Here is a 21,343-nt window from a genome sequence, read left to right on the forward strand (position 1 = left end):
GCATGTGGAGCCTTGAAACGCTTGGTCGCGTGCGCCTGTCCCGGCATTTTTTCATGCGGGATTTCCTGTACTCTGAGATCGGGAATTTCCATGAAAAACAGAACCTTCCCGACAATCCCGATCTGGCCATCGAGACCGGTCGCGCATTTTGCCAGACCCTGCTAGACCCGCTTGAGGAGACCTTCGGGCGGGTCGCGGTTCGGTCCGGATATCGTTCACCTTCGTTGAACCGGTTCGGGAATGAGAACCGTCTGAACTGCGCCCGGAACGACAACCCTCTGGAATGTCACATCTGGGACCGGGGCGAGGGTGACGCGCGCATTGCGGGTGCCTCAATCGTCATCCCGTGGTTTGCCGATCAGTACGAGGCAGGGCGGGATTGGCGCGATCTGGCGTGGTGGATGCACGACCATCTGGACTATTCAGAAATCTGGTTTTTTCCCAAACTCTGTGCCTTCAACCTGGTTTGGAGGCCCAAGCCCCATCGCCGGATCGACAGCTATATCGCACCGCGAGGCTGTTTGCTTCGCCCCGGTGCCGAGCCAGAAGAGGACCTGTCTATGAGGCACGAACGGTATGCGGATTTCCCGACCTTCCGGGGCATCAACTATCCCTGAAGTTTAACTTGCCCACGCCCGCAAAACCTCTCATGCTGTAGAGTAAGAATAACGTCCGAAAAGGTCGAATTTTACGAGGCCCCGCGTGATCGAGCCGCTGGTTTTACTGCCCGAAATGATGTGCGATGCACGGATTTTTGAACCCCAGATCAATTGTCTGTCGCGTCAGCGTGCCGTGATGGTTGCGCCTGTTTCGCTGGGGGAACGGATTGAAGAGATCGCCTCGGCCCTGCTGGACCAGTTGCCGCATCGCTTTGCGCTGGGCGGGCTGGGGATGGGCGGCGTGGTGGCACTGGAACTTATCCGCCGCGCGCCGGACCGGGTGTCGCGCTTGTGCCTGATGGCGGCGGATGCGCAGGCAGATACACCTCAGTTGGCCGTCGCGCGCGAGGAGCTCTTGGTCGGGGCGAAGGCAGGGCGGCTTGAGGACGTGATGCGGCAGGTCATCGGGTCTGACGCACTGGCTCCGGGACCGCGGCGCATTCCAATATTGAACAGCCTGATTGAAATGGCTCTGGATTTAGGGCCTGCAGTGTTCGAACGCCAGGTTCGTGCCCTGCAAAGGCGTCCGGATCAACAGGGTGAGTTGAGGCGCATCCGGGTACCGACGCTGGTTCTGTGCGGCGTACACGACACTCTGGTGCCACAGAGAAAACACGCCTTCATGGCGGATATGATCCCCGACGCTGAACTGCAGGTCGTCGAAGGGGCCGGGCATCTGCCGACGTTGGAAGCGGCTAGGGTTGTGAATGACGCGCTGACCAAATGGCTGTGCACACCCGCGCGGGCGGTCTACGTGTAAAACTTCGCGCGCTCAGTCTTGCTGAGGATCGTCGGGGCCACTACGGGTTCGCCGGTATCGGTGTTGAAGAATGGTGTGTTCCTCCAACTGCCTGACACCCAGGATTTCGTCAGGCGTGACAGCAGCCCAACCGCTGCGTAGCGCAGTTTTTCGTGTGACTGCTTGCCGTCCGGTTGTGGCACAAAACCACGGGTGGTGACCGGACCAAGAACACCCGGATCGGCGATGCGCTTGACGATAAAACCAGCGAAGGGGAACCTGGCTGTCCGCGATGTCGTTGCGATCGGGGCGTTGCAACAACTGGCGTACCATCGCAACATGCCCTTGGGGCTGAGTTGCATCAGCGCCAGATGTTCCGCGCCGCTATCGATGCGGATGTCTTCCGGGCTCATTTGCAATACGTCGACAGGGCCGGGGGCCGGGTCGGGTCGCCCGAAATACAGCTGAGCCGCGCGGCAATCATGGCAGTAGCAGGCAACATGGGTGCCGGATTGAACACCGGCAGCCGTTATATGCCCGCTAAGCTTGCCGCAATTGCAGGAGAAGGGCATTTCCTTTGCCGCTCTCCTGCGCACAGAAGTTAGGCCACCTTGTTGCTGTTGGCGGCGCGGCGTTTCGATTTGCGCGAATTGGCGTTCATGAAGTCAATAACAAGCGGCCGGATATTGTCGCGCCAGCTGCGCCCGGCAAAGATGCCATAGTGACCGGCACCGGGCTCAACATGGCTAGCCTTTTTCGATTCCGGCAGACCGGTGCACAGGTTCAGTGCCGCGATACACTGGCCGGGGGCCGAGATGTCGTCATTGGCGCCTTCGACCGTCTTGACGGCAACATCGGTGATCTTGCCGATATCGACCTTATGGCCGGCAACCACGAATTCATTCTTCGCAATCTCTCGGTTTTTGAAGATACGTTCAACCGTGGACAGGTAGAACTCGGCGGTCATATCCATGACGGCCAGATATTCATCGTAGAAGCGGTTATGGGCATCGTGGTCCGAGGCCTCATCGCGCATCACGCGCTGGATCTGGTCCGAGAACGCCTTGGAGTGGCGATCCGCATTCATCGACATGAACGACGCCAGCTGCAACAGGCCGGGATAGACCATGCGGCCCACGCCCTTGTACTTGAAGCCAACGCGCTGGATCATGGTTTCTTCCAGCTGACCCATTGTGACGCGGCGGCCAAAGTCCGTCACGTCGGTCGGGGTGGCGTCGGGGTCGACCGGGCCACCGATCAGGGTCAGGGTGCTGGGTTGCGCCTTGGGCTCAACCTCGGCCAGATAAGCCGTTGCGGCCAGCGTCAGCGGAACAGGTTGGCAGACGGCCACAACATGGGTGTCCGGGCCAAGTTCCTTCATGAAATCGACAAGATAGAGTGTATAGTCCTCGACATCGAACTTGCCTTCGGACACGGGAATGTCGCGCGCGTTATGCCAGTCGGTAATGTAAACTTCGCAATTGACCAGCAGGCTTTTCACGGTCGACCGCAGCAGTGTGGCATAGTGCCCCGACATCGGCGCGACCAGCAGAACCTTGCGGGGCTGTTCTTCGCGGCCGTTTACCCGGAAATGGACCAGATCACCAAAAGGGCGTTCGACAACAGTGGTCACATCGACCAGATGGTCCTTGCCGTCCTCGCAGGTAAAGGTGCGGATACCCCAGTCGGGTTTAACGATCATGCGTTGGAATGTCCGCTCGGTCACCTCACCCCAGGCTGCCATCATACTGAAAGCGGGGTTGGGAACCATCGAGAACATAGGATAAGATGCAAAGGCGCTGGCAGTTGCGCCCATCCACTGGTTGGTGTTGCGCATCGTTTCCATCAAGTCGTAAGTCATCATGTAGCGCATGAAAAAGGGGCCTCCTGCGTGTCAGCCTGTATTAAGTTCGGACCATTCGCCGCTTTGCCCCCCGAGACCCACGACGTTATTCTGCGTAGCAGCGAGATTAAGCGGGAATTGTTAAAATGACAACAAGTGAAGACCAGACGCCGGAATTGACTGAAGAAAACATTGAACGCCTTAAAGAAAATATGGAGAAGGTTGAAGCGCTCTCAAAGAGGCTGATCGAAGTCATGGCTACGAAAAAGTCGCATACGCCGGCTTTGGACGGTCCGAATCAGGAGCTTTTCGCACGAGCAGCAACGGCATATTGGACCGATGCTTGGCAAAATCCCGCCAAGTTGTTGGAGCAACAGATAGAATTCTGGGGTAAGTCGGTTCTCAACTTCGCCGAGGCGCAGCAGGCGATGACTACGGGCGAAGTTGAAGGCGAAGATACCAGGCCCGGCGACAAACGGTTCTCCAACCCGCTTTGGGAGACCAACCCCTATTTCCGGCTGATCCGCCAGCAATACCAGACCAATTCCGAGGCCATCGCCCAAGCTGTCGCATCAGTCGATGATTTGGATGCCAAGGACAAACAGCGTCTGGGTTACTTCTCGCAGCAGATCATCGACATGATGTCGCCCACGAATTTTCTGGCGACAAACCCGGACGCGCTGCAGAAGGCCGTTGAAACCGAAGGCCAGTCTTTGATTCAGGGCCTCGAGAACCTTGTCTCGGACCTGGAGGCCAACAATGGTGAACTGGTCGTCAAGCTGGCCGACGAGAGCGCGTTTGAAGTTGGCGGAAATCTGGCGACGACGCCGGGTGACGTGGTCTATCGCAACCGCATGATGGAGTTGATCCAGTACAAGCCCTCGACCGAAACAGTCCATGAAACGCCAATCGTCCTGTTCCCACCCTGGATCAACAAATTCTACATTCTCGACCTCAAGGCGCAGAACAGCCTGATCAAATGGGTGACCGAGCAAGGCTATACCCTGTTTGTCGTCAGCTGGGTGAACCCGGACGAAAGCTATGCCGACACCGGGATGGAGGACTATATTCACGACGGGTTCCTGACCGCGATCGAAGAAGCCAAGAAGATCTGCAAGGTCAAGCAGGTCAATGCGATCGGATATTGCATCGCTGGTACCACGCTCAGCCTGACACTGGCGCTGATGAAGCAGCGTGGCGATAAATCAGTCAAATCGGCAACCTTGTTTACTGCCTTGACCGACTTTTCCGAGCAGGGGGAATTCACACCCTTCCTGCAGAACGATTTCATCGACGGGATCGAAGAAGAGGTGAACAAAGAGGGCGTGCTGCGGTCCTGGATCATGGCGCGTACCATGTCCTTCCTGCGCTCGCGCGATCTGGTCTATGGACCGGCGATCCGCAGCTACATGCTGGGTGAGGTGCCTCCGGCCTTTGATCTGTTGTACTGGAATGGCGACGGAGCCAATCTTCCAGCCAAGATGACGGTCGAGTATCTTCGTGGCCTGTGTCAGCGTAACGAATTTGCTACTGACGGGTTTGAACTGTTCGGTCACAAGTTGAAACTCAGCGACGTGGATGTGCCGCTGATGGCCGTCACATGCGAGACAGATCATATCGCGGCGTGGAAAGACTGCTATCGTGGTGTTCAGAAGATGGGGTCGAGAAACAAAACCTTCGTTGTTTCGGAATCCGGCCATATCGCAGGCATCATCAATCCACCCAGCAAGAAGAAATACGGACACTATACCAACCCGGATCTGAAGGCAGACGCTGATACCTGGTTGAAAGAGGCTGATTTCCACGGAGGTTCGTGGTGGCCGTTGTGGGAGGCATGGCTGAAGAAACGCTCGGGCAAGCAGGTTCCTGCGCGTGACACCGGTGATTCGGATCACCCTCGGTTAGCTCCGGCGCCCGGCACCTATGTTGTGGCCCATCCAAACGGCTGATTTCATTTTGAAACTTAAAAAATACTGCGCCGCAGCAAAAAAAAGTTGAAATGCTGCGGCGCAGCATTCATATTGTCCTCAAGCTGATGAAAGCCGGGGTGGGCCCGGTTCGGCAAAAAGGATTAGGACAATGGCAAAGACTCAAGACTTTACCGCGACCCTGAAAGAAATGATGGGCGCATTCCCCGTTGACACCACCGCTCTGGAAGGTGCCTTCAAATCGACCGCTTCGCTGAACGAAAAGCTGTCAGGCGTTGCTCTGGAAGCCGCTGAAAAGTCGGCTGAAATCTCGAACAAATGGACCAAGGACACCCTGGCCAAGCTGACCGAGATGTCGAAAGCAAAAGCCGAGCCGGCCGATTACGCAAAAGCCGCCACCGATTTCGCAAGCGCTTCGGCTGAAGTTGCTGCTGAAAACATGGCTGCTTTCGCAGAAATCGCGAAAAAACTGCAGACAGAAACCGTCGAGCTGCTGATGGCTGCAGGCAAAGAAGCTGCTGAAGATGCAACCGCTGCCGTCAAGAAAGCAACCAACGACGTGACAGCTGCTGCCAAGAAAGCTGCAACTGCCAAGTAAGGAATGCCGCGAGGCGCACTCAATCCTCCCAACGGGTGCAATCGCGCAGGGCAGGTCTTTTGACCTGCCCTTTCTTTTTGTTCTGCAGTCGCATAATCTCTGCTGCAACGCATCATCCTTGGGGAGGGCAAACGGTGCCAGAACAAGAAAAACCGCTGTTGATCAAACGCTATGCAAGCCGTCGGCTGTATAACACCGAGACAAGCGACTATGTCACACTGGAAGATATTGCGGCGTTTATCCGCGACGGTCGAGAAGTTCAGATCATCGATCTGAAAAGCGGTGACGATCTGACCCGGCAGTACCTGCTTCAAATCATTGCTGAACATGAAAGCCGGGGCGAGAACGTTCTGCCGGTGAATGTTCTGAACGACCTGGTGCGCAGCTACATGATTCCGGGCGGTGGGATGATGCCGCAATTCCTGCAAAGCTCGTTTGAGATGCTGCGCGAAAGCCAAAGCAAGATGATGGAAAACATGAACGCCATGAACCCGATGTCGCAGATGCCGGGGTTTGAGGCGATGCAGGCGCAGCAACAGGCGTTTTTGAAGGCGATGACGGGTGGTCTGTCCGGCAACTGGTCCGGGCTGGGCAAGGATGACGAAGAAAACCCGGAATCTAAAGAAGATCTGGACGAAATCAAAAAGCAACTTGCCGAGTTGCAGCAAAAGCTCTCCAAGCTCAACTGACCGCGCAACGATGCGCTGGCTGGTCCTGAGTGTCGCATTACTTTGGACGCAGCCTTCGCTGTCGCAGGGCGTTTATTCGGAAAACTGGTCTCCGGTCTGCAGGCTGGGCAGCCAATCCGGTGCCGGATGTGAGGCTGTCCGCAATCGCGAGATTCTGGATGCAGGCCAGCCACCTTGGCGCGCCATCGGGCGGATCAACTTTGCCAGTCGGGATCAGAGGTCCCATTGCACTGGCGTTCTGGTATCAGATCGGCTGGTCCTGACTGCCGCCCATTGTCTGTACAATGCCCCACGCCGACGGTGGATTCCGCCCTCAAGCATTCGGTTTGCCGCCGGGTATCAGAGAGGGGAGGCTGTCGCATTGTCAGACGTAAAAGGGTATCGCCTGCATCCCGACCAGGGCAAAGACGGGGCGTTTGACAATCGTACTGATCTGGATTGGGCAGTTCTGGAACTCAGCGAACTGATCGGTCAGCAGGTCGGATATCTGCCGCTTGCAAGTGCCGATGATGCTTTGGCTTTTGTTGCAGGGTATCCCGGAGTGCGGCCACATGTACTCAGCCAAACCGAAGCCTGTCCTCCGCAACGGCATCAGGGCGGGGTTCTGACGGCGGTTTGCCCTGTGATGATGGGGGATTCCGGCGCGCCGCTGTTGGTGGAAACGCCCGACGGTCTGCAGGTGGCTGCGATCCTTTCGCGCGTCGCTGCAACCCCCGAGGGGGTCACGGCGTTGTTTTTATCAACTGATCTATTCGACCTCGGCCCTCATTAACAGTCAGGTGCCGTAGACCGGGACCGGACCGGTTACTTCGCCGACCGAGGCCAGCAGGATATCGGCGATCACGTCCAGCTCTTCGCGCGTGAGGCGAACGGGCAGGCGGACGTCACAGGCCTTCATCAGCATGTCGCGCGTCTGCGGCAGTTCGAACTTCTCGGGCAGGAATTGCCAGTTCCAGAAGGCTCGGGCGTTGTCTTCGCTCAGACCGAAAACCTGAACCTTCACACCGCGCGCTTCGGAGGCGGCGGCAAAGGCGCGGATCTCGGCCTCATCCATTCCGATCAGATTGAACTGGATCGAATCCGGCGCGCGACGTTCCGGTGTCAGTGGGGCGGGGACGTCGATGTAATCCGAAGTGTTCAGACGTTCCGCCACATAGTCGTGGTTCGCCAGCCCGTCACCCACACGGCGCGCCAGTTCCGGGATTTGCGGGCGGATCACGGCGGCGCTCAGATTGCTCATGCGCAGGTTATAAAGCGGCAGTTGGTTCTGCCAGCGGGCAAAGGCCTGCTCCAACTCGGGCGAGTTGTCGCCATGCGGACCTTTGTGCTTTTTCCAGTTATGCTCATAGGCGCCAGACATAATCACGGCGCGGGCCACCAGATCGGCGTCATCGGTGATCAGGATGCCACCTTCGCCAGCGTTGATCATCTTGTAAGACTGGAACGAGAAGCAGCCGACCTTTCCGATGGTGCCGATGTTCTGACCGTGCCACGTGGTGCCCAGCGAATGGGCCGCGTCCTCAATCACTGGAATATTGCGTTGGTTGCACAGGGCCATGATCGCGTCCATGTCGGACGTGTGGCCGCGCATATGGCTGATGATCACCGCCTGCACGTTATCCAGCTTGGCAGCGAAATCCTCCATGTCGATGCGATAGTTCTCGGCCACTTCGCACAGCACCGGAATGCAATCGGCGTGCACGATCGACGACGGCACGGCGGCGAAGGTAAAGCCGGGGATCAGCACCCGCGCGTCCCGCGGCAGGCCCAACGCTTTCAGCGAAAGGAACAATGCGGCCGAGCAAGAAGAAACCGCCAGCGCGTATTTCGTACCCAGCAAGGCGGCGAATTCAGCCTCAAGCAAAGAGACTGGTGCATCCTGCGGTGCGGTATAGCGGAACAGGTCCCCCGACTGCATCAGGGCGTCGATGGCTTCGCGGGCGGCTGCTGGGATGGGTTCGGCGGCATGAACGTTTGGAGGAAGCGTCATATTTGGTTTTCCCGAATTCTATCTTTGGGAAAGATAAAGCTAAACATGAGGCAATAAAACCCCTCAATCGCCTTGTGGGCGAAATTTCACCAATCTGTCGCAAATTCTTTAGGTCAGAACCCGAGGCGATCCCGCAGGGCAAACCACGTCATTGCCAACACCAGCAGAGGGCTGCGCAGGGCTGTGCCGCCGGGGAAGGGTTGGGCAGGAACGCGGGCCATGGTGTCGAACCCTTCGGCCTGACCCTGAATGGCCAGTGCCATCAGTTGCCCGGCATGGGTCGCGGTGCCAACCCCGTGGCCGGAATAGCCCGAGGCTGACAGGATATTCGGCGTAACCCGCGCCAGATAGGGCATCCGACGCATGGTGATGGCCAGAGTGCCGCCCCAGGCGTAGTCGATCTTCACGTCACGCAGATGCGGGAAAATCTCGGTCATCGGTTTGCGGACCTTGGCGGCAATATCTTCTGGGAAGCGATAGCCATAGCTCTCGCCGCCGCCGAACAGCAGTCGGTTATCGGCGCTGAGACGGAAATAGTTCACCACAAACTTGGTGTCGGCGACCGCAACATCGCGGGTCAGAACGCGGGCAGCGTCTGCCCCCAACGGCTCGGTCGCCGCGATGAAGTTGTTGATCGGCATGACGCGTGAGGCGACTTTGCCATTCAAGTCGCCGAGGTACCCATTACAGGCCAGTATCACATGGTCTGCGGTTACGTTCCCTTGTGCAGTGCGCACGATGGCGGGACGAGTTTCGTCAACGCCCGTAACCTCGGTGCTTTCAAAGATGCGAACACCGGCTTTCGCCGCTGCCTGTGCCAGCCCCAGTGCGAAGTTCAGTGGATGCAGATGCGCGGCACCCATGTCCAAATAGCCGCCGCGATAGGCCGGCGAAGGACACAGCGCGTGGCCTGCGCCTTCGTCCAGTAACTCCATCTGGTCATAGCCGTATCGGTTAGACAGATGCGCCGCGTGATCGTGCAACTCTTGCTGTTCGCCAGAACTGAGACCCAAGACCGCCACACCGGGTTTCAGGTCGCAATCGATCTGATGCTTGGCGATCAGCGATTTGACCAGATCCTTGGCATCCTCGGCCAAATCCCAGAGCTTCGCCGCGTCGTCATCACCAACCAATCGCTCAAGGTCTTCCTGATCCATCCGTTGCGCGCTGCCCAGCTGACCGCCATTGCGGCCCGACGCGCCGAACCCAACGCGGTGCGCCTCAAGCAGCACAACATCGAACCCGGCCTCGGCCAGGTGTAGTGCGGCGGACAAGCCGGTATAGCCGCCTCCGACCACGCAAACGTCAGCTTTTCCATCCCCAGAAAGTGCGGGAAATCGATCCAGAGAATTGGCCATTGCAGCGTACCAACTGGCCGGATACTCGGCCTTGAGGTCATTGGCATAGAGCAGGTTCATCGCGCGTATCAGACGTTCATCAGCAGATGTTCACGCTCCCATGGAGAGATGACTTGCAGGAACTCTTCGTACTCTGCGCGTTTAACGATGCCATAGACGCGGGCAAATTCGGGGCCGAGGACTTCGTGCAGCGCGGTGGCTTCGTCGAACAGGTCCAGCGCGTTGCCCATGACCTGAGGGATATCGCCGTCGCCTTCATAGGCGTCGCCATAGAACTGACGGCGCGGGCGTTCCTGCTGGATCAGACCCAGATAACCGCAGGCCAACGACAGAGCGATGCCCAGATAAGGATTGCAGTCCATCCCGGCGATGCGGTTTTCGACCCTTCGAGCCTCAGGACCGGACAGAGGCACACGAATACCGGTGGTGCGGTTGTCGCGTGCCCATTCCAGATTGATCGGGGCGGCGTGATCTTTCACGTAGCGGCGGTAGGAGTTCACATAGGGTGCCATCACCGCCAGTCCGGCGGGCAGGTGGTTTTGCAGCCCGGCGATGAAGTGATAGAACGCGTCTGTCTCACCGCCTTGCGGGCCTGAGAAAATGTTCTGGCCCGTCTCGATATCGATGATTGAGTGATGGATGTGCATGGCCGAGCCGGGCTCATCCTCGATCGGCTTTGCCATGAATGTGGCAAAGCAGTTGTGGCGCAGGGCGGCTTCGCGGATCAGGCGTTTGAAATAGAACACTTCGTCGGCCAGCTTGACCGGGTTGCCGTGGCGCAGGTTGATCTCTAACTGGCCCGCGCCGCCTTCCTGCGTGATGCCGTCGATTTCAAACCCCTGGTGTTCTGCGAAATCATAGATGTCGTCGATCACCGGGCCGAATTCATCCACCGCCGTCATCGAATAGGCCTGACGTGCGGCTGCCGGACGACCCGAGCGGCCCATCATTGGCTTGATCCCTTGGGCCGGGTCCACGTTTGGGGCGACCAGAAAGAACTCCATCTCGGGCGCAACGACCGGCTTCCAACCCTTGTCGTGATACAGTTGCACCACACGTTTCAACACGTTGCGGGGGCTGAACGGGATCGGGTTGTCGTCCCGGTCATATGCGTCGTGGATCACCTGCAGCGTCCAGTCGCCGGTCCATGGCGCGGCAGAGGCGGTTGTGAAATCCGGTTTGAGGATCATGTCCCGTTCGATGAACCCGTCTTCACCTGCGGCCTCGCCCCAGTCACCAGTGATGGTCTGGTAAAAGATGCTGTCGGGCAGGTGGAAATAGGACTGCTTGGCAAATTTCGACGCAGGCACCGCCTTGCCTCGGGCAATTCCGGGCAGGTCCGAGATGATGCACTCGACCTCATCCAGTCGCTGGCCTTCGATATAGGTCCGGGCTGCCTGTGGCAGCTGATCTTTCCAGTCGGCCATCAGGCCCTCTCTTTCTTCAGAAATTCTGCCATGTGCTGCGCGATCTTTGGATTGTCATCCTTGGCGGGCAGGCGATTGGCGGCCGCTTGCATCAGGTCATCAGGCACAACGCCTTTGCCGCGGGTTTCCATCAAGCCCTTGATAAAGCCGTCACCGTATTCCGGATGTGCCTGAACAGTCCAGATCGTGTCGCCATAGGCGACCATGGCGTTGCGGCAGAAAGCATTCGAGCCGGTCACCTTGGCCCCTTCGGGCAATTCGACAACCTGATCCTGATGCCAAGCGTTCAGAGTCACTGTCTGGTCGTCAAAGTCATAGTCTGTCCGCCCGACGGCCCAGCCGCCCGAGAACTTTTCGACTTTGCCGCCAAGAGCCTGCGCGATGATCTGGTGGCCGAAACAGACGCCGATCAAGGGTTGGCCGTTCGTCCAGATTTCGCGGATAAGGTCTTCCAGCGGTGGAATCCACGCGTGGTCTTCATATGCCCCGTGGCGCGAGCCGGTGATGACCCAACCATCGGCCTTATCCGCGCTGTCGGGGAACTGATTGTCGACGACCGCATAGCTTTCGAACTCAAAGCCGTTTCCATCCAGCAGAGTTCTAAACATCGCGTCATATGCGCCAAATTGTTCGCGCAATTCGTCAGGCGGGTGGCCAGTTACCAAGATGCCGATTTTCATGGGTCACCAAATTTGATCAAATTTATTTTAGCCCACCGAATTCAAGCGGGCAAGGGGGTCACACCGCTTCGAGATAGCTGAGCCAGTGTTCCTCGGGCGGACGCTCATCAAAGCGCCGGATTTCCTGCCGCTTGGTCATCGCGAAAAAGCGGATCAGATCGGCGGGAAAGATGCGCGCGACCAGTGGGTCGGTTTCAAAGGCGGCAATCGCCGACGCCCAGTCGGCTGCCAGTTGAGGCAGGCCGTCGATTTCGTAAGCGTTGCCCGAGATCGGGACGGGCGGTTCGGTCTCGTCCTCGACCCCGTTCATCGCCGCGCCTAGTACGGCCGCCAGCATCAGATAGGGGTTGATGTCACCTCCCGCAACGCGGTGTTCGATCCGGCGCGCGGCGGACGCACCTCCGGGAATGCGCAGGGCAGCGGTCCGGTTTTCATAGGCCCAGCTTGCGCCGGTTGGGGCGTGCGCGCCGGGCACGAGCCGCGTGTAGGAATTGCCGTGCGGCGCAAAGACCAGCGTGCAGCCCGGCATCGCGGCCAGACATCCGGCGACGGCCCAACGCAGCAGATCGGTGCCTTCAGGCCCGCCGTTGTCGAATACGTTTCGGCCCTGATCGTCCACGACCGAGAAGTGCACATGCATCCCGTTGCCGGCATCACCGGCATAAGGCTTGGACATGAAGGTGGCTGTAAACCCATGTTTGCGGGCAAGACCGCGCGTCAACGTTTTGAAAAGCCACGTATCATCAGCGCAGCGCATTGCGCCCTGATGGTTCAGGTTGATCTCGAACTGGCCGATGCCGCTTTCCGAGATTGCCGTCTGTGCGGGAATGCCCATCGCAGCGCAGCCGTCATAAAGCTCGGTAAAGAAGGCGTCGAACGCGTCCATTTCGGCCATGGACAGGACCGATTCATCCGCCAACCTGCGCCCGGTCACCGGGTTGATCGGAGGCTGCGGTTGCGCGCCCGACGCATCAAGCAGGGTGAATTCCAGCTCGGTCGCCGCGATGACGGACCAGCCGCGCTGGGCGTACCGCTCCAGCACTTTGGCGAGAGCGTGTCGTGGGTCGCCTGCAAAGGGCGCACCCGCGTCATCGTACAGGCACATCGGAACCAGCGCCGTGTCCGCCGCCAACCACGGCATCGGCACCGGCCCACGCTCTGTCGGCAGCAGCATTCCATCCGCATCACCGGATTCGAAGACCAGAGGGCTGCCGTCAATATCTGCGCCCCACAGGTCCACGTTCAGAGCGGAAAAGGGCATCCGCACCGTTCCTTTGGCCAGCTTGTCAGCATAAGAGGGCGGCACACGCTTGCCACGCATCTGGCCGTTAAGGTCACAAGCAGCGACACGAAAACTGTGCAGAACGCTCAGGTCCATCTGGGGCTCCATCACTTGGGATGTTCGAGATGTAATTGAGACCGGGCGCTTTGTCATCAAATTTGATCAAATTTTTTTGTGAGTTGAGCTTTCGGTGTTTAGCGTCAAAGGGGGGCAATCCCGAATTCGCCCCTTTGTGCCAAAGCGTTTGGCGCGCGCGGCTGAAATAGTGGGCCTCGCCGGTCACAAGTTCCTAGAAGCCTTCTGACCGTCTCTTCGCTTTGTGGAAGGGGATATTCCGCAACTACGAGGTCCCGGCTTTCGAGAGCGTTCTGAGTTGTCGTAAGTTGGCGGGCATTCTGAGCGGTAGTGATCGCGACATGGCGCTGTGTGCTGTCGTTGAGTTTGGTCATGGAATTCATCCCATCTTGGTTTCGGTGATGGGGAAGTCGGTTCGAACACCCAAGAACATTCAGGGTTTGATAGCCGATTTCCGCTGTGCAGGGGAAAGAAGGGAAAGGTGGCGGCGGCTCAGTAACCAGCAGCATTCGGGCTGCTGTTTGTGTTCTCTGGATGTGCTACACCGTAGCACGCTCGAATCGAAAACCCCCGGAAAAACCACGAAACCCAAGGAAATCGTGCTACACGGATTTTGGAAGCGCATGGAGTTAACGATTTGAAAAATAACGCACAAAAAGCGGCGCGTTTAAGCGTGGCACCGATGATGGATTGGACCGATCGGCACTGTCGCTACGTGCACCGGCTCCTGAGCGGGCAGACGTTGCTTTACACCGAAATGGTGACTGCGCCGGCGTTGGTGCGGGGTGGGGCGATGCATCTGTTGGACTATAGCCCGCAAGAGCACCCTATTGCACTGCAGCTTGGCGGTTCTGATCCGGAAGAGCTGGCGCAGGCGGCGGGGTTCGGGGCAGATGCGGGCTATGATGAGATCAACCTGAATTGCGGTTGCCCCTCGGATCGAGTGCAATCCGGCACGTTCGGGGCGGTGCTGATGAAAGACCCTGGCCGAGTTGCCGAATGTGTTGCGGCCATGCGTGAGGCGGTTGGTGCCGAAGTGACGGTGAAGTGCCGCATTGGCGTTGATGAACAAGACCCAGAGGAGGTACTGCCTGCGTTTCTGGAGCAGATCCGCGCTGCGGGGTGTGAGCGGGTGACAATCCATGCGCGCAAGGCCTGGCTGCAGGGTCTCAGCCCGAAAGAGAACCGGGATATTCCGCCTCTGGACTATGATCTGGTGCACCGAATGAAGGCTGCGTTTCCGGAAATGCATATCTCGATCAACGGTGGCATTGCGTCGTTGGATCAGGCGCGCGCGCATCTCGACGCTGGGTTGGACGGCGTCATGATCGGCCGTGCGGCTTATCACCAGCCGACCGATATTCTGGCCGAGGCTGATCCGCTGATCTACGGAACAGGGCAGGCGACGGACCCGATTGAAGTTGTTCACAAAATGGTGCCCTATGTCGAACGTCACCTTGCCCAAGGGGGGCGATTGCACCAGATCACCCGCCATATGCTGGGCCTGTTCGCCGGGCGTCCCGGTGCGCGGGCTTGGAGGAGGGCCCTGTCCGAAGGCGCAGTGCATGAGGGCGCGGGCCCCGAGGTGATGCTGCAGGCGCTGGAGCGCGTGGCGCATCTGGTCGAGGTCTGAAAGAAGATCGGTAAGGGGGGAAGATGCCCGAGACGATGTTGCTGGCCCAGATGCTGGGCCTTTTGCTTGTGATCGGGGCGCTGGCCGGTGTGCTGGCAGGATTGCTGGGCGTTGGTGGGGGCATCGTATTGGTGCCCGCGTTTTTTTATGCGTTTCAGACGCTCGGATATGGCGGTCCGCAACTGATGCAGTTGTGTCTGGCAACCTCTTTGGCAACAATCATCGTGACCTCGATGCGATCGGTGCTGGCGCATAACAAGAAGGGCGCCGTGGATTGGGATATCCTGCGTGGCTGGGGGCCGGGGATCGCCGTGGGCGCAATTGTGGGCGTGCTGGCGGCCTCAGCGCTGAAAACCGAGGCGTTGCAGGCGCTGTTCGGTCTGCTGGGGATGGTCATCGGAGCATATCTTGGGCTGGGCAAGTCCGAATGGCGGCTGGGCGATGCCATGCCGAAGGGCATCCGCCGCGCGGTTCTGTCTCCATCCGTGGGGTTTCTTTCGGTGCTTATGGGGATCGGAGGCGGCAGTTTCGGTGTGCCGCTGATGAGTCTGTTCAACACACCCATTCACCGCGCCGTAGCTACGGCAGCCGGGTTTGGTGTGATCATTGCTGTTCCGTCTGTTCTGGGCTTTCTGTTTCTGGACATAGCGCCGGAACACCGCCCACCGCTCACGATCGGGGCAGTCAATCTGGTCGCCTTTGCCATCGTCGTTGCTATGACAATGATCACCGCGCCTTGGGGCGTGAAGCTGGCGCACGCCATGGATCCTAAACCGCTCAAGCGCGTCTTTGCGGTGTTCCTGACATTGGTCGCGTTAAACATGCTGCGTAAAGCACTGGGGCTGTGAGCAATTTTCACAACATAGGCTGGATCAGGTTCCCATATGATCCGCTGCTGGCAGATTGGGTGGGGCACGCCTTGCCCGCGGCACGGGCGTCGGTCGCAGACCCGGTGCATGCAGACTGGCTGGACTGCGAAGGCACGTGGTTCATCGGAGTGGACGCTTTGGACAATGACCCGCAAGGGCGGGTCGGGCAGTCAGGTGCGCTGTCTGGGCAGGCCATGGATTTCGCCACCCAACAATACGGAGAGCTACCGCTGCACAAGGGGCAGGTCTCGGTCATCTACCCCGGTTATCCGCAGCCACGACGGGGCGAAGGCGACAGTGCTGTGCGGTATCGGTTGAAACGGGATGCGGCGCATGTGGACGGGTTGCGACCGACGGGGCCGGATAGGCGGCGGCGGGTGGATGAACCTCATGCCTGGATACTGGGTATTCCGTTGACCGAGGCCAGCGCGGATGCCGCCCCGATGGTGCTATGGGAAGGTAGCCACAAAATCCTGCGCGCCGCGTTCGAACGCGCGATGGAGGGTCATCCTCGCGATGCCCTGCATCAGGTCGACGTGACGGATATTTATCAGGCCGCCCGACGCGAGGTGTTCGACACTTGCCCGCGCATCGAACTGCCCGCCAAACCGGGCGAGGCTTATCTACTGCATCGCCACTGCCTGCATGGGGTCGCGCCTTGGGGCGCCAATGCCTCTGCCGGGCCGGATGGACGGATGATCGCCTATTTCCGCCCCGAATGCGCTGGGGGAGTAGCCGAATGGATCGAAACCGCCTAACGTCCTGTCCTTATTAAGGTTTGGAGGTTTTGTCTGATGATTACTGTCCACAGGAATTCCGACGGTGCGCTGCTCGAAGTCGAACTGTCAGGCGAGGTGACCAGCAAGGACTACAGCGAAGTTCTGGTCCCGGCGATCGAGGTCGCACTGACCGAGCATGACACGGTGCGCCTGCTTGCGGTCGTTCAGCCAGAGTTCAAGGGCTACGATCTGGGTGCGGCATGGGCAGACACCAAGCTGGGCCTCAGCCATTGGCGCGGGTTCGACCGGATTGCCGTGGTTGCGGATCAGGGCTGGGTGCAGACCGGTATCCGTCTGGCCTCTCCGATTCTGCCATGTCCGGTGCAGGTTTTCGAACTCTCCGAACTGGAGGCTGCGCGGCGCTGGATGCGTGAATCTCTGGGCGCCATCCATGTAATCGATCTGGGCAGTCCCTGCGTTCAGGTCAGCCTGCTGGGCAAACTAGACCCCGAGGAATATGCGCGGGCCGAGGTGGAGCTGGACAATCTTCTGGTAGGCAAAAGCGGGTTTCGACTGTTGGTCGATCTGCGCGAATTTGATGGCTGGCAGGGGCTTACGGCGTTGGCCTCGCATTTCCAGTTGGTGCGCAAACACGCCGGGTTGCTGAACCGTGCGGCCATCGTGGGGGACAAAACCTGGCAGCATATCGCGCAAAAAGCGGCCAGTCATATACTGGGAACGCGCACCCAGTTCTTTCCTTCAGAGGACTTCGAAAATGCCAAGGCGTGGCTTGCAGCTGGTTAAAAACTGTAAGCCTTCAAAGTTGACGCAACGTAATAAAATGTAAAATTCTGGTTTTTCTTGATTGCTGGGTCAAGGAATTTACACGGGTCTTATTCTTCTGTCGTACCACTGCGGGAGAATACATATTCTGAAGCGCGCCGCTGTGGACTGCCACTCACTCACCACACGAGTCCGAACTTGACCCCCTCGAAGTTCACACCAGCCTGCAGCGGCGCAGGTTCAGTCCAAACTGATTATCCAGAAACAGGTTATGTGTTGTTCACACGCGCGGAACGACCACCGCGGCGCTTGGCCAGACGCGGCTTGCGCGAGGGCAATTCGTCCATGATCCCGGCACGTTCGGTGCTGTCCATTTTGGACCAGCGTGTGATCTCGTCAATCGTGCGATAGCAGCCGGTACAGATGCGTTCCGTCGGATGCACGACACAGATCTGGACGCACGGGCTTTCGACCTCGTTCCTTTTCCAAACCATGTTTGTCATCGGCGTACTCCGTCCGTTACAGAAAGCGCAGCCTGTCCAGCGCTCCTTGCAGAATATAGCCTGCAGCGACGTGATCGATAACCTCTCCGCGACGTTTTCGTGTCGTATCCGCCTCTAAAAGCGCCTTTTCGGCCGCAACGGTGCTGAGTCGCTCGTCCCAGAAGCCAATCGAAACCTCGGTCAGACGGGACAGGTTGCGGGCAAAGGCGCGGGTCGATTGACAGCGGGGCCCTTCGGTTCCGTCCATGTTTTTCGGTAGGCCTAGGATAATGCCGCCAATCTCGCGGTCGGCGATGATCTCAAGCAGGCGGGCGGAATCCAGCGTGAATTTCTTGCGCCGAACGGTTTCCAGTGGGCTGGCCACGCCGCGCATTCGGTCCGAGACGGCCACACCAATGGTCTTTTCCCCCAAATCCAGCCCCATCAGCGCGGTCATCGGCGGCAACGCGGCTGCAAACTCTTCAAACGCGTCGTGGATCATTGGGCGATCCCGGCCTGCAATGCGGCGGCGTCGATCAGTTCAATAGCCTCGGCATTACCTGCAAAGACTTCCATCGCCTCGTTTTTGATATCGATTGCGCGTTGACCCTCGCCCAGAACGCCAAGGGCTGCAATCAGGCGGGCCCATTCCTCGGGAGAGCCGCCTTCGCTGGCAAGACGTTCAGACAGTTGGTTGACCATGCCCTTGATCATCTCTTGCCGCTCTTCCGGGGTCAGCGCGGCGGCGGCGGCGACGTCATCCTGACTGGGGCCGGTAGCAGAGGGGGCGGGAATGTCCGGAGCGTTGAAGACGCCCGCACGGAAGGCCAGCTCGTCCAGCTGCGCGAGAATGGCATCAGCCCACGGTGCCCCCGCCGGAGCATCGCGCAGGGCATCGATCCAGATGCGGTAACCGACATCGGGGCGCCCGATCTGAACCATCATCTGACCCAGATAGTATTGTGCCGGACCGTGGCGCGGGTCGCGCTGCAAGGCTTGTTTCAGCGCGTCTTCCGCCTCGGGCGAGACATAGCCGCCTGCAGACAGGATCAGCATCTCGGCCAGATGTGAATAGGCGTCGGCCGGGGCTGCATCGCCAGACAATTCGATTACGCGTTGTTGGGCCTTGTATGCAGCCGGGAAATTGCCCGCGTTGGCCTCGTGCTGCGCCAGCAGTATATGGCCCTGTAGATCATTGGGGCGCGCTGCAACAGTGTCGCGCAATTGCGCCAAAAGGTTGGCATAACTCTCATCCAGCTGCGGCAGCTCGGAGAGTTGCGCGGCGGCTTCGGCCTCGGCCTGGCTGGGACGTTCAGCGCGCAGGGCCTCTGCCTGCTCCTTGCGCTTCGACAGAGGTTGATCCGGAAGCCCGGCGGCCCCCATCTGGCGGTACATTTCGGCACCGCCTCCAACTACGACAGCAGCTATAACAGCAAAGGCGGCAAGGGTGGCCCACGTCGGCGCCCCAGCCTGTTTCGTCCCCGCCTGCATCTGAGCGTCGGCGGCCAGAATGCGACGTGAGATTTCCGTGCGAACCCGGTCGGCGTCAGCTTCGCCGATTACACCCCGCGCCAAATCCTTATCGACGCCGGCCAACTGCTCGCGGTAGACGCGCAGGTCATAGGCAGCGGCAGGTTCGCGTGTTTGGCGCCCGCGCAGCAAAGAAAGACCCAGGATCAGCGCCGTCAGCGCCGCGGTTAGGATTGTGACGACCAGGAACGACATGGCTACTCCGATATGGCTGCCCTGACTTAGACCTCTCGGCGGGGTGAAAAAAGGGGCAAATGGCCGCGCGTGGACGTCATGTCGCAATAATCGGGCGGATGTCGCAATAGTTCGATATTGTGGCGTTGTGTGGCAGGGCTAAACTGTCCGCACACGGCATACCTGCGCCAATCACCGAACCGGATGGATTCGCTCATGAAACACTACTCAGCCTTTGCTGTGGCGCGGGAGGCCCTGCGCTATCACACCGGGTGGGAGCGCGCGTGGCGCTCGCCCGAACCCAAGAAACGCTATGACGTCATCATCATTGGCGCTGGCGGACATGGTCTGGCGACCGCCTATTACCTTGGCAAGAACTACGGCATCCAGAACGTCGCCGTCATCGAAAAAGGCTGGCTGGGCGGTGGTAACACCGGCCGGAACACGACCATCATCCGGTCGAACTACCTGCAGGACCCTTCGGCGGCGCTGTACGAAAAGGCGCGCGGCTTGTATGAGGATCTGAGCCAGGATCTGAACTACAACGTCATGTTCAGCCCGCGCGGCGTCATGATGCTGGCCCAGACTCAGCACGAAATTCGCGGCTATCAGCGCACGGCGCACGCCAACGCCCTGCAAGGCGTGAAGACCGAGTGGATTGGCCCAGAGCGCGTGAAGCAGCTGGTGCCGATCATCAACATCGACGGCCCGCGCTATCCGGTTCTGGGGGCGCTGTGGCAGGAACGCGGCGGCACGGCCCGTCACGACGCCGTGGCCTGGGGCTATGCGCGTGCCTGTTCCGCGATGGGTATGGACATCATCCAGCAGTGCGAAGTAACCGGCGTGCGCTCGGACAGCGGTCGCGTTGTCGGCGTGGACACCACCAAAGGTGCCATCGACTGTGACAAGCTGGGCATCGTGGTCGCGGGCCATTCGGGTCAGCTGGCCGAGATGGCGGGCTTCCGTCTGCCGCTTGAGGCCATTGCGCTGCAGGCGCTGGTGTCCGAGCCGATCAAACCTTGCATGGACGTGGTCGTAATGGCCAACACCGTGCACGGCTACATGTCGCAGTCCGACAAGGGTGAGATGGTCATCGGCGGCGGTACCGACGCCTACAACAACTTCACCCAGCGCGGCTCGTTCCACCATATCGAGGAAACGGTGCGCGCGCTGGTCGAGACTTTCCCGATGATCTCGCGCCTGAAGATGCTGCGTCAGTGGGGCGGCATCGTGGACATGACCGGCGACCGCTCGCCCATCCTGTCGACGACACCTCTGGGCAACTGCTTCATCAACTGCGGCTGGGGTACCGGTGGCTTCAAGGCGATCCCGGGGTCCGGTTGGGGTATGGCACAGCTGATGGCAACCGGCCATTCGCCGCTGACCGAAGCCTTCACGCTGGACCGCTTCAAAGAGGGCCGCTTCATCGACGAAAGCGTCGCCGCCGGGGTGGCTCACTAAGGGCTTTGCCCGAGGTGACCAGCTAACAGAATTCAGGTCGGCCCACGTGCCGACCGACCGCCAAAAAGGATGACCATATGCTGATCCTGAATTGCCCATATTGCGGCGTCGATGCCGAAGAAACCGAACTGGCCGCTGGTGGCGAGGCGCATCTGAAGCGTTTCGGACCGGGCTCGTCGGATGACGATTTCCACGACTATCTGTTCATGCGTGAGAACCCCAAAGGTGTTCACTTTGAACGCTGGCGCCATGTGAATGGCTGCGGCAAGTGGTTCCATGCCGCCCGCTGCACGAGCACGCTGGAAGTGTTCGGCACGTACTCGGCCCAGACCACCGAACCGCCACAAGAGATCAAGGACGCCATCACCGCCAAACGTCCGGGATGGACTTGGAGAGAGTTCTCCTAATGCTTCATCTTTTCAAA

At 59.2% G+C, this 21,343-nt stretch carries 23 protein-coding genes; 12 read left to right on the forward strand and 11 right to left on the reverse strand.

Features of this window, described 5'->3' with window-relative positions; translation table 11 throughout:
• The first annotated feature begins 2 nt into the window (after nt 1–2).
• Together ACR0ER_RS04565 and ACR0ER_RS04570 are read left to right on the forward strand one after the other, a co-directional pair.
• Nucleotides 3–617 (forward strand): hypothetical protein, encoded by a 615-nt coding sequence (locus ACR0ER_RS04565; protein WP_480768020.1) that lies wholly within the window; start codon nt 3–5, stop codon nt 615–617.
• An 85-nt stretch (nt 618–702) separates the two neighbouring features.
• On the forward strand, nt 703–1,419 hold the full coding sequence (locus ACR0ER_RS04570) for an alpha/beta fold hydrolase (RefSeq protein ID WP_480767911.1): 717 nt from the start codon (nt 703–705) through the stop codon (nt 1,417–1,419).
• Here the strand turns inward: ACR0ER_RS04570 and ACR0ER_RS04575 are convergent.
• On the reverse strand, nt 1,410–1,970 hold the full coding sequence (locus ACR0ER_RS04575) for a DUF6151 family protein (protein WP_480767912.1): 561 nt from the start codon (nt 1,968–1,970) through the stop codon (nt 1,410–1,412). The two genes, ACR0ER_RS04570 and ACR0ER_RS04575, sit on opposite strands and share 10 nt — an antisense overlap.
• 29 nt (nt 1,971–1,999) lie before the next feature.
• Complete coding sequence (phaZ, locus tag ACR0ER_RS04580) at nt 2,000–3,271, reverse strand: polyhydroxyalkanoate depolymerase (RefSeq protein ID WP_170329306.1); 1,272 nt, start codon at nt 3,269–3,271, stop codon at nt 2,000–2,002.
• A 116-nt stretch (nt 3,272–3,387) separates the two neighbouring features.
• Between phaZ and ACR0ER_RS04585 the strand changes: the two genes are divergently transcribed.
• The 4 genes from ACR0ER_RS04585 to ACR0ER_RS04600 all read left to right on the forward strand — a co-directional run bounded on the left by ACR0ER_RS04585 (nt 3,388) and on the right by ACR0ER_RS04600 (nt 7,228).
• Nucleotides 3,388–5,190, forward strand: coding sequence for a PHA/PHB synthase family protein (locus ACR0ER_RS04585; protein ID WP_480767913.1), 1,803 nt, complete (start codon nt 3,388–3,390; stop codon nt 5,188–5,190).
• A gap of 130 nt (nt 5,191–5,320) precedes the next feature.
• Nucleotides 5,321–5,767 carry a phasin family protein gene (locus ACR0ER_RS04590; RefSeq protein ID WP_170329304.1) on the forward strand — a complete coding sequence of 149 codons (447 nt, stop codon included), beginning with the start codon at nt 5,321–5,323 and terminating at the stop codon, nt 5,765–5,767.
• Between the two features lie 134 nt (nt 5,768–5,901).
• On the forward strand, nt 5,902–6,456 hold the full coding sequence (phaR, locus tag ACR0ER_RS04595) for a polyhydroxyalkanoate synthesis repressor PhaR (protein ID WP_480767914.1): 555 nt from the start codon (nt 5,902–5,904) through the stop codon (nt 6,454–6,456).
• 10 nt (nt 6,457–6,466) lie between these two features.
• Entirely contained in the window at nt 6,467–7,228 is a 762-nt protein-coding gene (locus ACR0ER_RS04600) for a trypsin-like serine peptidase (RefSeq protein ID WP_480767915.1), read from the forward strand.
• A gap of 3 nt (nt 7,229–7,231) precedes the next feature.
• Here ACR0ER_RS04600 and ACR0ER_RS04605 read toward each other — a convergent pair whose 3' ends face one another.
• From ACR0ER_RS04605 to ACR0ER_RS04630, 6 genes are all read right to left on the reverse strand, one after another.
• The gene (locus tag ACR0ER_RS04605) at nt 7,232–8,446 is read right to left on the reverse strand and encodes a DegT/DnrJ/EryC1/StrS family aminotransferase (protein WP_480767916.1); all 1,215 of its coding nucleotides are present in this window, start codon (nt 8,444–8,446) and stop codon (nt 7,232–7,234) included.
• Nucleotides 8,447–8,559: 113 nt separating this feature from the next.
• Complete coding sequence (locus ACR0ER_RS04610) at nt 8,560–9,864, reverse strand: NAD(P)/FAD-dependent oxidoreductase (protein WP_480767917.1); 1,305 nt, start codon at nt 9,862–9,864, stop codon at nt 8,560–8,562.
• 8 nt (nt 9,865–9,872) lie between these two features.
• A complete protein-coding gene (locus tag ACR0ER_RS04615; RefSeq protein ID WP_480767918.1) occupies nt 9,873–11,231 on the reverse strand; it encodes a glutamine synthetase family protein in 1,359 nt (452 codons plus the stop codon).
• On the reverse strand, nt 11,231–11,911 hold the full coding sequence (locus tag ACR0ER_RS04620; protein WP_480767919.1) for a type 1 glutamine amidotransferase: 681 nt from the start codon (nt 11,909–11,911) through the stop codon (nt 11,231–11,233). Before ACR0ER_RS04620 ends, ACR0ER_RS04615 begins: the two co-directional genes overlap by 1 nt.
• A 58-nt stretch (nt 11,912–11,969) precedes the next feature.
• Entirely contained in the window at nt 11,970–13,289 is a 1,320-nt protein-coding gene (locus ACR0ER_RS04625; RefSeq protein ID WP_480767920.1) for a glutamine synthetase family protein, read from the reverse strand.
• Nucleotides 13,246–13,476, reverse strand: coding sequence for a phosphoribosyl-AMP cyclohydrolase (locus ACR0ER_RS04630; protein ID WP_480767921.1), 231 nt, complete (start codon nt 13,474–13,476; stop codon nt 13,246–13,248). The genes ACR0ER_RS04625 and ACR0ER_RS04630 overlap by 44 nt, the downstream gene beginning before the upstream one ends.
• Before the next feature lie 429 nt (nt 13,477–13,905).
• Here ACR0ER_RS04630 and dusA point away from each other — a divergent pair, with 429 nt between their 5' ends.
• Genes dusA through ACR0ER_RS04650 form a run of 4 tightly spaced genes read left to right on the forward strand, consistent with a single transcriptional unit; the run spans nt 13,906 to nt 17,293 of the window.
• The gene (gene dusA / locus ACR0ER_RS04635) at nt 13,906–14,901 is read left to right on the forward strand and encodes a tRNA dihydrouridine(20/20a) synthase DusA (RefSeq protein WP_480767922.1); all 996 of its coding nucleotides are present in this window, start codon (nt 13,906–13,908) and stop codon (nt 14,899–14,901) included.
• A 23-nt stretch (nt 14,902–14,924) separates the two neighbouring features.
• Entirely contained in the window at nt 14,925–15,749 is an 825-nt protein-coding gene (locus ACR0ER_RS04640; protein ID WP_480767923.1) for a sulfite exporter TauE/SafE family protein, read from the forward strand.
• Nucleotides 15,746–16,528 (forward strand): hypothetical protein, encoded by a 783-nt coding sequence (locus ACR0ER_RS04645; protein ID WP_480767924.1) that lies wholly within the window; start codon nt 15,746–15,748, stop codon nt 16,526–16,528. The genes ACR0ER_RS04640 and ACR0ER_RS04645 overlap by 4 nt, the downstream gene beginning before the upstream one ends.
• A 36-nt stretch (nt 16,529–16,564) precedes the next feature.
• A complete protein-coding gene (locus ACR0ER_RS04650; RefSeq protein ID WP_480767925.1) occupies nt 16,565–17,293 on the forward strand; it encodes a SpoIIAA family protein in 729 nt (242 codons plus the stop codon).
• A gap of 248 nt (nt 17,294–17,541) precedes the next feature.
• Here ACR0ER_RS04650 and ACR0ER_RS04655 read toward each other — a convergent pair whose 3' ends face one another.
• The 3 genes from ACR0ER_RS04655 to ccmI are packed head-to-tail and all read right to left on the reverse strand — an operon-like array spanning nt 17,542 to nt 19,479.
• Nucleotides 17,542–17,775: a DUF1289 domain-containing protein gene (locus ACR0ER_RS04655; protein WP_170329278.1), complete on the reverse strand. Its 234-nt coding sequence runs from the start codon at nt 17,773–17,775 to the stop codon at nt 17,542–17,544.
• 16 nt (nt 17,776–17,791) lie between these two features.
• Entirely contained in the window at nt 17,792–18,256 is a 465-nt protein-coding gene (ruvX, locus tag ACR0ER_RS04660; protein WP_170329277.1) for a Holliday junction resolvase RuvX, read from the reverse strand.
• Complete coding sequence (gene ccmI / locus ACR0ER_RS04665; RefSeq protein ID WP_480767926.1) at nt 18,253–19,479, reverse strand: c-type cytochrome biogenesis protein CcmI; 1,227 nt, start codon at nt 19,477–19,479, stop codon at nt 18,253–18,255. Before ccmI ends, ruvX begins: the two co-directional genes overlap by 4 nt.
• A gap of 195 nt (nt 19,480–19,674) precedes the next feature.
• Here ccmI and ACR0ER_RS04670 point away from each other — a divergent pair, with 195 nt between their 5' ends.
• Both ACR0ER_RS04670 and ACR0ER_RS04675 read left to right on the forward strand, forming a co-directional pair.
• Nucleotides 19,675–20,919 carry a sarcosine oxidase subunit beta family protein gene (locus ACR0ER_RS04670; protein WP_480767927.1) on the forward strand — a complete coding sequence of 415 codons (1,245 nt, stop codon included), beginning with the start codon at nt 19,675–19,677 and terminating at the stop codon, nt 20,917–20,919.
• Nucleotides 20,920–20,996: 77 nt separating this feature from the next.
• Nucleotides 20,997–21,326, forward strand: coding sequence for a sarcosine oxidase subunit delta (locus ACR0ER_RS04675; protein WP_480767928.1), 330 nt, complete (start codon nt 20,997–20,999; stop codon nt 21,324–21,326).
• Nucleotides 21,327–21,343 lie beyond the last annotated feature (17 nt).

It is taken from the genome of Ruegeria sp. CH8 (genome assembly GCF_056536985.1).